Raw genomic sequence first — 12,482 nt, forward strand, 5'->3', positions numbered from 1 at the left:
TTTATAACCACCATCGAAACAAAAGCAGTTAATGTTCAATTATTAACTGCTTTTTATTTAAATATTTCTACCTTGATACTGAACAGTTATTACATAAACTCTCCTTGTTGCCCTATCAATCTTAAATATAGCAATATAATTGTCTACAATTAGTTGTTTGTATCCTTTGCCAGCATAACGTCCCACTAAACGGTCTTGATGTGCTTCAGGAAACTGTTCTAATGCTTTTATTGCATCCCATATCCTATCAGTTTGTGCTTTTGCATTTTCTGGAGATAGTTTTTCTAATGCTATATATGCATAAATATCATCTATATCACGAAAGGCTCTCGGGTAAAGCATTACATCATATTTATCCATAGTATTTCTTATTCAACCTTTCTATAGCACTATCTACTGATATAGGTTCAGCCCCTTCCTCTATTTCCAATTCTGCTTCATAAATAGCTTGGTCAATTTTATTAGTTTGCGCAAATCTTTCATATAGTTCTGCACTCATTACTACTAAATCACTGTATCCATTTTTTGTAATAAAAATAGGCTCCTGTTTCTTATGCGCTAATTCTGAAATCTCACTTGTCTTTCTCAAATCTCTAATCGGCATAATAGTTGGCATAATGAACACCTCTCTTTCTATGCCATTATTGTAGCATAATTATGTCGCAATACAAATGGTAATTTAAAAAAATTACCGAAATATTTATTCAAATTGCGCTCCTAAAATATTTCAAATTAACTGCACCTTTCATGAAAAATAAATATATATTTACAAATTCAATATAATGCTTGCATCAATTTCATTCAGTATAATTTTCCATTCACTGAATAAACTCCCTGATTTCCTTACTTATCTCATCATACTTATAGTCGTGGACATAATGCGGACAATCTAATTCAATATAACTTGCATTGTCACAACCTGAAATATAATTTTCAGGAATACTTCTCCACTTTTCTTTTGTAAAACCGGTTCCACCAGAGCCGTCAGAAATAAACAATAACATCGGCACCTGCGGAATTCCGTTTTCTTTTACAATATTTGCATTCTGTTTTACAGCTTTTGTTTCATTAATCATCGTTACAGTTGCAGTTTTTTGATAAAATACTGCTCTGTAAATCTCTTTTTCCTTTTCAGACAGTGTTCCGGATTTGATTGCATCGCTCTCCGCAAGGCTCGGTATCCATCTGGTAATTCCAAGAGCAGCACCATACTGCCCTAATTTCATAATAGGAATATTGATGTTCATTTCATCATAATAATCTGGTACTGCCATATCCAAACCAACAATAGCCTCAACTTCTTCCGGATACTTCTGTGCCCAGTATAAAGCCTCAAGTCCTGACATCGAATGGGGACAAAGCACATATGGGCCTTTTATTCCGGCTTTATCAAGTGCCATCCTTGTTTCGCTTAACATCGTATCGATATCCCTGTTTTCGTCTACAACATCACTAAAGCCATAACCGAATTTTTCCACTACAACGATTTTATAATCATTGCTAAGCAGCGAATACAAAGACTCAAAATCCAATATTGGCGAGCAGGTTCCACCTCCAGACATGAACACAAGCATTTTATCACCATCCCCCTCTGTATATACGCTCATCTTGTGCCCGTTGACTTCTACCACTTCACCTAACGGAGTCAATAAATCTTTTTCTCTTGAACTGCATACTTTATGGCGAACCAATGATATTATCACGAATAATGCAATAACCGTGATTACAATCAATATTACTCTTAGAATATTTCTTAATATCTTTTTCATACTGTATCTCCCTTAATCAAGTGCCTAATACTTCCTGCCTCTATCCCCAATATGGAATAACCAATTGATATACAAATGCAATCACAATGGACAAACCTATTTCAACAGCATACTCTTTCGGCTTTCTTCTCAAAAGTAATACACCAGCTATCCATGTAAGAACCTCCATAGGCTGATATACATAAAAGCCATATGTAATGATGTTGAGACTAACTGCCTGTGCAAGCAAAACACCAAGGATCAAACTTGATATAAAGATTGCAACGCTTCCCTCCCCTTTCGCATACCAGCATATATACGCCATAAAAAATGAAACAAACGAGATCACTATCCACATCATCATATAAGTTGTCGGCAAGAAACCTAAAACGTAATTGCAATAAAGATAATATCCTGCCAGCATACTTATAAAGAAAAGGAATGTGTTAATGGCTGCTCTTAATGGCGTTTTTGCATATACTGAAATAATCGTTGCAAGTAAAATCCATATAGCCAGTCTTCCAAAATAATTACTAATATTTAGCGGCTGTATTATCTTTGGAAATTCACTTTCTGGTAATGTATCCATCCATTTTTGTAAAACACCAAGTGCAAAACCAAATAAAATTATTCCCAGTGTCACTATTATTTGATATTTAACTGAAGGTTTCTTTTCCGGTTTCCTTACTTTTTCAAGAAATGATTTCATTTTCTCTCCTTCTTAATATATCTCTAAGAATTACAAACTCAACAAACTGGAATTTGACGCTCTATTAATGCTATTAAACCCAATCAATAGCATTCTTTATAAGTTTGACAAATGGTTCACAGGTCAGATTTTGAGTAGTGTGTGCAGGAACGATACAGCAGATTTTTCCCTTGCCATAGGTGTGAACCCATACAGCAGGCTGAACGCCGTTCTTTGAAACGGTTTCTGCAAGAATCGTTGTATCAGCATTCGGAATCATTTTCATTACATAATGTTCGTCAAAATCAGGGAATGTGAATTTGCCAATGCCTTCAATAATCGGATGTTCTGCTATCGGTTTTACAGTAAGCGGACATTTTTCGGGATGAGTGATAAAGTTACTTCTTACAACATTTGTGAGGATTGGGTGATTTTCTGTGTAATCAGTAAGTGATGCGTGAAGCATAATCGTTCCCATACCATTCTGAACATCATTCAGAAATTTCTCCGTCCATTTTTCATCACACCAGATTGGAGTAGGAATCTGATCATTTTCAATAGGGTCTTTGAAAGACAAAAACAAATCAAACTGCCCGTTGAAATAGTCATTTGGGTTCTTTGTGAATGTTACTTCATAATCTGCGTTAAACAGATAGTCCATCATAGGCTTGATGGAATCATCGTGATGCCAGTAATCGTGTACCAAAACAAATACTTTTTTACTCATAATTATACATCCTTTCATCACCATTTTATGGCTATGTTTTTGTGAATTCTCGTTTTTTAGATGTGCATTAAATTCCGATTTATAAATTACATACCGCGTACAATGGTATATTTACCATCCATTCCTGATTCATATACTTTAGAGTCGAAAAACGTACAGATTCGCAGATAGCATGCCACATTTTTATGGTCTATTCTACCGTTATTTCAACTTTTTTCTTACCTTACCAGTTTTGTTTTTTGCATTTTTTCTTGCCTTACATCACTGCAATATTACATTTTTTCGTCACTGGTCATAAATTTGTTATGTTTTTTATCTGATATTATCATAAAATCTCTGCAACACGATTGCCAACTCTTCCGGAGCTTCTATGTTTGCTTCATGACCTGTTTTCACAAGTTCATGGAAACAGGCGTTGTTCAAATATTGGCAAAGTTCTTTTGAAGTTTTTTTGTTTGCAGTGTCCTTCTCTCCACAAATGAGCAATACTGGGCAAGACACCTTATGCAGGGAGTCACTGAAATCCAATTCAGCCATCGTCCCGCACAGGCTGATAACATCCGCTTTTTTGAAACCCATTTTATTGAATGCCGAATTCGGCATAAGATGAAACAATATATTCTGAACTTTCAATAATTTTTTTGGCATTTTATATTGTGCTGCAATTAATACGAGCGCCTTTACTTTATCTGGGTGGTCTATCGCATAATTAAGTGCCAAAACAGCGCCTAGAGAAAGCCCACATAAGACAATTTCATCGTTCACCTTGTCACATTCTGATGAGAATGCCGAATATAATTCCTTATATGTAGCAGATTTTCCTTCTAACATCTCTGCCAAACCCAATTTAACACTACTTTCCGATACCTTCGTTTCTTTTATTACTTTATTCCAACTGTCTGGTTTTTGTCCTAGTCCATGCAAATATAAATACTTCATATATTGTCGCTCCTTCAAACTGGAAATTTTTCAAATTATCAATTTCTAATTTCCGTACAGAGATATATAAATCATCTGCTCTCTAATTGTTCGAAATGATAACGCGGTTTTCCAACACTCTTTTTTCCATACTCAATAGCTTCTGTAGGGCAATAACAAATACAAGCCATACAATGAGTGCATTGCTTTCCCCATACAGGCTTTCTGTCCTTAAGCGCAATGTTGTTCAATGGACAATTCTTAACACATTGACCACAACCGACACAGGCAGCATCCGTACGAAATGCATCAGATTTCACAAAGAAATGATAAAAAATCGGATTTACCGGACCACTCATTAACCGGTCATAAAGATTGTTTCTTGGTACAGCGAACGGCTGCTTTGCCTTAATGTGCGCAATTATATCCATAATAGCAGGTTCCGCATTTTTAACAATCTTTCTTGCTTCTTCTGCTTTCGGTGCACCAAACATAGCAATATAATTTTCCGGCATAATAACCTGAGCTGTACCCATATACCATAAATGTTTTTGCTCCGCAAGGCGCCGATTATATTTCGCTGCATTCCCAATCTCGCCTCCACAGTCCATCACGAACCAAATGCGTTCTGCAAAAAGCAGTTCCGTTTTACAAAGCCACTCCGATACAATTTGTGGAATACGCCACGCATAAGTTGGAACCACTACGATTATATTTCTGCCTATTTTCATTGGCGAATAATCTGTTGCCTTGATTTTTGCATTCATATCTACAATCTCGTCCTGCAATTCATCTGCAATTTTCTTTGCTATATAACGACTATTACCAGTTCCGGAAAAGCACAAGATCATAATAACATTACCTCCGTATTTGCCTCAAAGCCAAGCTTTTCATAAAAGTTTTTTCTCCAACACTCTTATTGAAATCATCTCACAATATCGTCATTTTTCTCGTATGGCATCGGCTCCCCATTTTCTTTATGTAGGCGTCCTATTTTATCGCAGATTCTATCGTACAAATTATCATTCACATATGCAATCTTCTCCATATCCACATTGTTCTCTGATTTTTTTCCGCTGTAGAATTTTTGGGCGTATGTTCCACATTCTTTTATGTAAGCCATTATTAAATTAATTTCTTATTTCTCGACTTCTGAAAAAATAGGTTGTTCCGTTAATTTTCCACTGATAAAATCACAAAAATAGGAATAGTCATCAAAATACTGCTGCTCATACTCTTTGCCTATGATCGCACCAATCGTCAAATTGTTTTTTTCTCTTTTTAATTTATCAAATAATCCCTCTGTTTTCTGCCCTTTTCAATCAGAAATACTATAGCCGTTAAAGTTTATATTGCATGAAGTTACCATTATGTACAAATCCAAAATCCGTATATAATTTAACTCCCATATCAGACGCTGTAATCTGTATTGTTCCACAGCCATATTCCCTGGCGTCATCTATAACGCGGGATAGCAGTTCCTTTGCAATACCCCTTCTTCTATATTCCGGATTAGTAAACATACTGGACAACAATCCTATCTTTCCACTTGGACATCCAAAATAGGGAGGCTTCTCCACAAATGACATCCCGCTTGTTCCAATAATATTTTCCTCATCAAGGGCAAGCCAAGATACAAATGTTCCATCCGCCATATGTCGAGTATAATATTCCTTCAATGCAGGAACCAAATCTATCTTTTCTTTAGCACCTTCTTCTCTAAGCTGATTTATCCTCATGTGAATAAACGTATTCAGTTCTTTTTCTGTAAGTCTTTTATATCTAATATCCATTTTCACGATTCCCTTATACAAACTGATATTTATAAATTACATACCGCATACAATGGTATATTTACCATCCATTCCTGATCCATATACTTTAGAGCCGAAAAACGTAGCTTTCTCTGTTCCATAATAATACGGTGTGTGCGGTGTATCTGAAATCATCTGCTGCAACATATATTGCTCTGTGAGATTACCCTTGAATTCCATAAAAATATCATTTTCTTCCAATATAGATGTCGCCGGCAACTCACTTAATGCCCCCAGTAATCCGACATCCAGCATAAACAATTTATACGCATTCATACGTTGGTTGTTATAAAAAGAAATATATGCTGTTTTCTCATAACAATTCTTTCCACCGTAACAGACTATCCAATACTGTTCCAACCATCATTGAAATTCAGAAACTCCAAAAGACTCTCTTCCTCTTAAAATCCACCATAATGAGACAGCGTCTCTGTTGCTAATTCTGTCCCAACTCTCATAGCCTCATAAATATTCCCATTTATCAAATGTGAACATACAAAGCCTGCATGGTAACTATCTCCACAACCTGTAGTATCAATTACTTCTTTAACTTCATTAGCTTGAACAAAATACTTTTCACCATTATGATATGTAACACTTCCTTTATCAGCTAAAGACACATTAAATAGCCCTTTATACTTCTTTGAAAACGCTTCAAATATTGGGAGAATTGATTTCTCTCCACTAATCATGAAATAATCTATATATGGTGCATATTTTTCCATTTCTTTAAAATTACGATATTCTACAAAATCCACTGCCAATCTGAAATTGTTATTCTTTTTTAAATCTATAATTTGTCCAAAACAGCCTGCCCAAAAATGTACAAATACAACATCTGATTTTTTGATAAACTCCAATTCATCATGGTTCAATATCATTTTATCAACAATATCACCCGTCCATGAATCATCTTTGTAATATCTGTCACCGCCGGCTGTAAGATATGTACGATTATTCGCTGTTACTTTATCCTTTTCTACTCTTACGTGGCTTACATCTATTCTCTTATCAGAAATAGAATCCATAATAAATTTTGCGTAAGAATCCTGTCCAACTGCACCCAATATTGAAACATTGAACTCCTCAAATTTTGATGCATGGGCTGCAAAATTAAGGGCTTCACCGCCAGCATATAGTTCATCAGTTCCATCAAAAACATCTACACATAAACACGGAAGTGCTACTAAATTTATCATTCTTTATACCTCTAAAATTTCTAATTTTTCTGTTTTATCAACTTAATTCTGTCATAATATAAAATGACTTTCGGCAGGGTTGGTCAAAATTTTAAAAACCAGAAAAGCTTCCCTCCATATGGATTTTTCTTACTGATTAACAGCGCAGAAACTGCATGTAATAATAAAAATGCACCGCTTATGATCGCCATTACCAGTTCAAACTGTGATAAGACCGACATGGAATTATCATTATAGCCTATATAAACATTCTTACTGCCCAGAGTGCTGCAATTTCCCTCATACCAGAACACATCGGCACCATTGACAGGCGAATTCGCCTTAATCTGCAGCACCGTATAAGTTGACCGGATGCCTTTCCCATAACGTGATTTGTAATTTCTGACATCATTTCCGCTATGTACCTTGACATGATTGGAGCTCTGCCGAGAACTTTGATATGTTACAGTTCCTGTTGTATGATTCTTCTTACAGGCATATCCGACCACCTTCGGCATACCCGGCCGCAAAGAAAATCAAAGCAACTACAAGTGCTAAAATCTCAGCCGTATAGAACGCATTCACCGATTTGTTTTTCATTTTTATCTCCATAGTATAGCAAAACAGGGAGCTAATCATCTTATCTCCCTGAAATTAACAATTCGCATTTTAAGCTGCAAAGCACTTAAATTAAAGGTTTGCACTCAAAGTAGCAACGCACTTAAATCAAGCAAGTGTACTTGCTCGTTTACATTATATGTAATTATCAAGAAAAAAGCAATAAAACTAATTGAGATTTATGCTATGTAAACGGACAAAACCACACTCTATGATCTTCATCTCTTACAAACGTATAAATCGATTTTAATCACTCAAATTCTTTTATATCATTCCATCTTCTTTCCCGTATTAATTGCTGTATAATTTTAGTTGAATTCTCCAGCTTTTTCTAAGTGCCACATACGAAATCAAAAAGTTTGCAAGCCAGCCGGCCGGTACAGCAAGCCAGACAAACGCAATACCGAAACGAGGTGCAAAAATCAATGCAACCGACAAGCGTATCGCAAGGTTTACCATATTTGCAATGAGAAACGGACGCATAATTCCAAGTCCGCGAAGGACTCCGTCAGTTGCCATCTTAATACCCATAAAAATGAAAAAATAACCAAGCCATCTCATATAATCGCCAGATACTTGATACGCCAAAGCAGTTCCATCTTTACCAAGAAATAGCGAAGAAATTTGTGTGTGCAGTGTTTCAATAACTACAAAAGCAAGCACTGCAAAACATACATCCAACACCAACGCAGCATGATACCCTTTTTTGATACGTTCAATTTTCCTTGCACCATAGTTCTGGGAAACATATGGTGAAACTGCATTACCAATGGATACGAATATCAATGAAAAAACATTCTCTACTCTCATCGTTGCTGCATAACCTGCAAGCGCCTGCGTGCCGAATGGATTTACAACAGCCTGTACGATCATCATACCAATTGACACTGTAGACTGCTGCAGAACAGACGGAACGGCAATTTGAAGCATAGAAGCTAGTTCCTGCCTGTCAAACCAGTTAAAGGGACTTTTATATCGACGCATCCGGCTAAAGAAAATCAAAAGCGAGAACACGGCGGAAATTCCCTGTGCAATAAGAGTTGCGAGAGCGGCACCGAACACACCCAGACCAAGACCGGCTACCAGCCAAATGTCCATAAAAATATTCAAAATAGAAGAAACTATCAAAAGGCCTAACGGAATCTTCGATTCACCGATTGAGTTAAACATCGTTGAAAGAATGTTATACATAAACAGAAACGGAAATCCCACAAAATAAACGCGAAGATACAACACTGCTTCCTCCAGTATATCAGAAGGTGTTTGTAATGAAGTCATCATAAAACGAGAAAAACAAAAACCGAAGATACCCAAAAGTACGCTTAAAATCAAAAAGCTGATCAAGGATGTTGATACAATAGTTTTCATTTTGCTATAATTTTGGGCTCCAAAATAGCGACTTACGAGCACTCCCGCCCCTACCCCGGCACCAAGTGCTATACAGATAAAAACATTTGTCAGTGCGGCACAGGCGCCAACTGCCGCAAGTGCAGGAGCACCGACATACTGACCAACAATGATTGAATCTGCCATATTGTATACCTGTTGAAAGAAGCTGCCCAGAATCATAGGCATTGCAAATACAGTCAGTGCTTTAATAGGGGCATCTGTAATTAAATATTCATCTTTTGACATTATCATTTTCCTCCATAAAACGTTACAAAATCAGAGCTAACGCGGCCAATACAATGTTATTGCATACAGTCAACTTGCTTTTTTCTGTATTTTAACGGAGAAACTCCGTATGTTTTTTTAAAACTTCTGATAAAATAGCTTATATTTTGATAACCGCTCCGCATTGCTGCCTCTGTAACAGAAATATCGGTGTCTTGCAACAGCTGTTTTGCATACTCTAACCGTAAATACGCCACATATTGTGAAAGTGTAATATGAAAATGCTCCTTAAAATATCTGGATATATATTTTTCAGAAAGATGAAATTGCTCCCCAAATTCTCTTAATGATATTTTTCCTGTAAAATTCTGCTGTATATACGAGACCATTTCTTTTTCTACAATATTTCTACCACTTGTGTTATTTTCTACTATAAATCCCTTTTCCCACATTTCAAGAATAAATTGTAAAAGAATTATTTTGGTCTTTATCTGCGTCGCTATGTTCAACTCTCTTTCACTCTTTTTTGTTTTATATATCTCAATTAACTGCTCACACAATTCTTTTATCGTATCTTTTACACTGGGACTAATCATCAGACGACCACTGTCTAATGGTTCAAGTAATCTATCATCTAGTATATCATCTGTATAAAATGATATATATTTCAATGGGAAAAGAAAAGTAAAATAATCTACAGTATCGGTCTTTGAACCCATAAAATGCAGATTGCCCGGTGATACAACGAAGGCATCCCCGGGTTTCCCGATATAGTTCTCTCCTGATATATTTACAGTCAAAAAGCCACTTTTTACATATATAATTTCGAATTCATCATGCCAATGTACCGGTATCTGAAAGGACTGCCCCGCATTCTCTATGTGATATGTACTGAACGGATCATCCTTTGTACCATGTGGTTTATTTTCCTTTAATTCAAAATACATAATCTCTCCTATAGTTCTATAAGACTCTTACTTTTCCATTTTCCGCTTTTCCATCGAAGCACCATTCCAACAGCTCTCGCACATTCATCACCTGCCATGGCAATATATGCTCCTACCGCCAGAAAGCCCAAATGTATTCCAAGAAAATATGTACCACCAACCGCAAACAGATACATGAAAATTGCACCCATTATAACCGGAAAAACTGCATCTCCACTGGTTTTTAACGCCTGACTATACACAAGATTTGTCACCCTTCCAAGTTCAAGGAATATATCTATTATTAACAATTTTACCACAAGACTTATCATCTGTGCATCATCCGTAAATATATGCACTATAATGTGTCCGGACAGTGCAAATGTCACAGAGAAGCATGTAGCTATTACAAGGCCATATATCTCTGCTTTTTTTATACCCCTGTCACATTCTTCAAACTCCTTTGCTCCGATTCTCCAGCCTGTCATAATAGCATTAGCCTGTGCCAGTGCAGCTCCTGCACAATATGAGAAATTTGCTATCTGCATAGCATACGAACGAGCTGTGACATTCATTCCGTTCGCATCCATCTGATTCATAAAACGCACTATAAATGTCATTGCTATATTATAAAGTGCTGTTTCAAATGCAGAAGGAAAACCTATTTTAACAATCTGCGCAAGTATCTTTCGCGGCAAAATACGATCAGGACTTTGTTTTGCTTTTATAAGTACAGCGCCCATCACCGCTACAATAACAAGATTTACAACCCTTGAAATAACCGTGGCAACGGCAACTCCCATTACTCCCCAGTTAAATACAAATAAGAATACCGAATTTAGTATTATATTAAGAACATTTCCAACAATAGTTCCTATCAGGGAATGCTTTGTATATCCAAATACTCTCAAATAACTGGAAAAAATAGGAATAATCGCATTTAAAAAACATGTTCCACCAACAATTTTGAGGTATGTTTCAGCCGGTTCAAACAAAGCAGGAGCAATACTTACTATTTTAAGTATTCTGCTGGAAAAAATTGCAAGAACAACAGACATCAGAATACCTATGAACGCATTAAACATAAGTCCAAGCTGTCTGGCCTGATATGCTATCCCGGGTCTTCCCGCTCCGATATTTTGTGACATAACAGCTATCATACCCGATGATATCACTCCAAACATAACAATGAAAACACCTATATAAGTATTTGCTGTTCCCACTGCTCCCACAGCCTGATCACTTACAGATGATAACATAAGTGTATCAACCATCCCTGAAAGCATATAGAATAAAGTTTCCAGGCATATTGGCACAGATAATTGCGATAATGTTTTCCTTTCAACCATCATGTTTTCTCCTTACATACAAATATAACATATATTATCAATAATACGATATATCTTTATGTGTTTCTTGTATAATATCAAACAAAAATGGCACTATTTCTACTATTTCACCGCAATAATCTATCAGAATTGTTAATCTTATCGTTGACATCCAGACTATTTATTTAATGAAATGAGATTTGTATTCTATTCGTTTCCTGTATTTTTTCCCTTTTTTTCTTTTTTCGCCGTACGAAAAGGAATGCACATAAGCCCGCAAATACAACGACTACAGCTATAAGTATCAGCAGTACCGGAATCCGGCAGACACTTGAAGAGATGAGCTTAAGGCCCTGATAAAGTGTATACACACCAAATATCGAGAATATCACAAATGCCAGTGTGTTAAGCAGTCCATCCGGAGTTTTGCTCTTTAAGAGATAACCGATCAGCATTCCAAGAATGTCCGCTGCAAATAGTCCGAGCGAACAACCGATCCATACAATAAGTGCTGCCCCCATACCTTCATTTGCACCAAATGTTATAGCGGTAAGCTGAGTCTTATCTCCAAGCTCAGCTACAAAAAAAGTACAGAAAACAGCCAATGGCGCAAACTTGATCTTTGATCTTCCGTTTTCTTCTTCCTCTTCGTCGCCATCGGAAATCGTTGATGCTGCGAAGTAAAGAAATACAAGTGCTGCAATATTCTTAATGAGCCATTCCGGAACAAATTCGCTGACAAGTCCACCTGCAAGAACCGCCAGACCATTCAGTACAAGAATTGCGGCAGCAGTTCCTAATATGATATCTTTTAATTTGTACTTAGACGTAAGAGCAATCAACATAAGCTGTGTCTTATCTCCCATCTCCGCTATGAATTCCGTAAAAAATACCTTTAAAAATAATATCATTTGTTATACCCT

Annotated in this window: 16 protein-coding genes; all 16 read right to left on the minus strand. The window is 36.4% G+C overall.

Going from position 1 to position 12,482, the window contains the following annotated elements; translation table 11 throughout:
- Positions 1–57: 57 nt before the first annotated feature.
- Entirely contained in the window at positions 58–360 is a 303-nt protein-coding gene (locus WKT03_RS04260; protein ID WP_340390955.1) for a type II toxin-antitoxin system RelE/ParE family toxin, read from the minus strand.
- Positions 353–616 carry a type II toxin-antitoxin system prevent-host-death family antitoxin gene (locus tag WKT03_RS04265; protein WP_340390956.1) on the minus strand — a complete coding sequence of 88 codons (264 nt, stop codon included), beginning with the start codon at positions 614–616 and terminating at the stop codon, positions 353–355. The genes WKT03_RS04260 and WKT03_RS04265 overlap by 8 nt, the downstream gene beginning before the upstream one ends.
- Before the next feature lie 202 nt (positions 617–818).
- On the minus strand, positions 819–1,769 hold the full coding sequence (locus tag WKT03_RS04270; RefSeq protein WP_340390957.1) for an alpha/beta hydrolase: 951 nt from the start codon (positions 1,767–1,769) through the stop codon (positions 819–821).
- Positions 1,770–1,809: 40 nt separating this feature from the next.
- Entirely contained in the window at positions 1,810–2,457 is a 648-nt protein-coding gene (locus WKT03_RS04275; protein WP_340390958.1) for a hypothetical protein, read from the minus strand.
- Positions 2,458–2,530: 73 nt separating this feature from the next.
- Positions 2,531–3,163, minus strand: a complete 633-nt coding sequence (locus WKT03_RS04280) for a ThuA domain-containing protein (RefSeq protein ID WP_340390959.1) — start codon at positions 3,161–3,163, stop codon at positions 2,531–2,533.
- 312 nt (positions 3,164–3,475) lie between these two features.
- Entirely contained in the window at positions 3,476–4,102 is a 627-nt protein-coding gene (locus tag WKT03_RS04285; RefSeq protein ID WP_021943281.1) for an alpha/beta hydrolase, read from the minus strand.
- A gap of 71 nt (positions 4,103–4,173) precedes the next feature.
- Entirely contained in the window at positions 4,174–4,932 is a 759-nt protein-coding gene (locus tag WKT03_RS04290) for an EFR1 family ferrodoxin (RefSeq protein WP_021943280.1), read from the minus strand.
- Between the two features lie 74 nt (positions 4,933–5,006).
- Positions 5,007–5,204 (minus strand): hypothetical protein, encoded by a 198-nt coding sequence (locus WKT03_RS04295; protein WP_340390960.1) that lies wholly within the window; start codon positions 5,202–5,204, stop codon positions 5,007–5,009.
- A 217-nt stretch (positions 5,205–5,421) separates the two neighbouring features.
- Complete coding sequence (locus WKT03_RS04300; RefSeq protein WP_021943279.1) at positions 5,422–5,874, minus strand: GNAT family N-acetyltransferase; 453 nt, start codon at positions 5,872–5,874, stop codon at positions 5,422–5,424.
- A gap of 36 nt (positions 5,875–5,910) precedes the next feature.
- Positions 5,911–6,171, minus strand: a complete 261-nt coding sequence (locus WKT03_RS04305; RefSeq protein WP_021943278.1) for a DUF4143 domain-containing protein — start codon at positions 6,169–6,171, stop codon at positions 5,911–5,913.
- Between the two features lie 125 nt (positions 6,172–6,296).
- Positions 6,297–7,094, minus strand: coding sequence for a PfkB family carbohydrate kinase (locus WKT03_RS04310; RefSeq protein WP_021943277.1), 798 nt, complete (start codon positions 7,092–7,094; stop codon positions 6,297–6,299).
- A gap of 83 nt (positions 7,095–7,177) precedes the next feature.
- A complete protein-coding gene (locus WKT03_RS04315) occupies positions 7,178–7,591 on the minus strand; it encodes a hypothetical protein (RefSeq protein WP_340390961.1) in 414 nt (137 codons plus the stop codon).
- A 391-nt stretch (positions 7,592–7,982) separates the two neighbouring features.
- Positions 7,983–9,326, minus strand: coding sequence for an MATE family efflux transporter (locus WKT03_RS04320; RefSeq protein WP_173788607.1), 1,344 nt, complete (start codon positions 9,324–9,326; stop codon positions 7,983–7,985).
- 56 nt (positions 9,327–9,382) lie between these two features.
- Complete coding sequence (locus tag WKT03_RS04325; RefSeq protein WP_186847604.1) at positions 9,383–10,252, minus strand: AraC family transcriptional regulator; 870 nt, start codon at positions 10,250–10,252, stop codon at positions 9,383–9,385.
- Positions 10,253–10,260: 8 nt separating this feature from the next.
- A complete protein-coding gene (locus WKT03_RS04330; protein WP_173788605.1) occupies positions 10,261–11,583 on the minus strand; it encodes an MATE family efflux transporter in 1,323 nt (440 codons plus the stop codon).
- A gap of 161 nt (positions 11,584–11,744) precedes the next feature.
- On the minus strand, positions 11,745–12,470 hold the full coding sequence (locus WKT03_RS04335) for a TMEM165/GDT1 family protein (RefSeq protein WP_340390962.1): 726 nt from the start codon (positions 12,468–12,470) through the stop codon (positions 11,745–11,747).
- Positions 12,471–12,482 lie beyond the last annotated feature (12 nt).

Source organism: Coprococcus sp. HCN-4056 (assembly GCF_037892645.1).
Lineage (GTDB): Bacteria > Bacillota > Clostridia > Lachnospirales > Lachnospiraceae > Coprococcus > Coprococcus ammoniilyticus.

Excerpts from the sequence above, each read along its gene's own strand:
- WKT03_RS04290 (WP_021943280.1), bottom strand. The coding sequence starts at position 4,932 with ATGATCTTGTGCTTTTCCGGAACTGGTAATAGTCGTTATATAGCAAAG.
- WKT03_RS04300 (WP_021943279.1), bottom strand. The coding sequence starts at position 5,874 with ATGGATATTAGATATAAAAGACTTACAGAAAAAGAACTGAATACGTTT.
- WKT03_RS04310 (WP_021943277.1), bottom strand. The coding sequence starts at position 7,094 with ATGATAAATTTAGTAGCACTTCCGTGTTTATGTGTAGATGTTTTTGAT.
- WKT03_RS04285 (WP_021943281.1), bottom strand. The coding sequence starts at position 4,102 with ATGAAGTATTTATATTTGCATGGACTAGGACAAAAACCAGACAGTTGG.
- WKT03_RS04320 (WP_173788607.1), bottom strand. The coding sequence starts at position 9,326 with ATGTCAAAAGATGAATATTTAATTACAGATGCCCCTATTAAAGCACTG.
- WKT03_RS04270 (WP_340390957.1), bottom strand. The coding sequence starts at position 1,769 with ATGAAAAAGATATTAAGAAATATTCTAAGAGTAATATTGATTGTAATC.
- WKT03_RS04280 (WP_340390959.1), bottom strand. The coding sequence starts at position 3,163 with ATGAGTAAAAAAGTATTTGTTTTGGTACACGATTACTGGCATCACGAT.
- WKT03_RS04295 (WP_340390960.1), bottom strand. The coding sequence starts at position 5,204 with ATGGCTTACATAAAAGAATGTGGAACATACGCCCAAAAATTCTACAGC.
- WKT03_RS04330 (WP_173788605.1), bottom strand. The coding sequence starts at position 11,583 with ATGATGGTTGAAAGGAAAACATTATCGCAATTATCTGTGCCAATATGC.
- WKT03_RS04305 (WP_021943278.1), bottom strand. The coding sequence starts at position 6,171 with ATGAATGCGTATAAATTGTTTATGCTGGATGTCGGATTACTGGGGGCA.
- WKT03_RS04335 (WP_340390962.1), bottom strand. The coding sequence starts at position 12,470 with ATGATATTATTTTTAAAGGTATTTTTTACGGAATTCATAGCGGAGATG.
- WKT03_RS04325 (WP_186847604.1), bottom strand. The coding sequence starts at position 10,252 with ATGTATTTTGAATTAAAGGAAAATAAACCACATGGTACAAAGGATGAT.
- WKT03_RS04315 (WP_340390961.1), bottom strand. The coding sequence starts at position 7,591 with ATGCCGAAGGTGGTCGGATATGCCTGTAAGAAGAATCATACAACAGGA.
- WKT03_RS04265 (WP_340390956.1), bottom strand. The coding sequence starts at position 616 with ATGCCAACTATTATGCCGATTAGAGATTTGAGAAAGACAAGTGAGATT.
- WKT03_RS04275 (WP_340390958.1), bottom strand. The coding sequence starts at position 2,457 with ATGAAATCATTTCTTGAAAAAGTAAGGAAACCGGAAAAGAAACCTTCA.
- WKT03_RS04260 (WP_340390955.1), bottom strand. The coding sequence starts at position 360 with ATGGATAAATATGATGTAATGCTTTACCCGAGAGCCTTTCGTGATATA.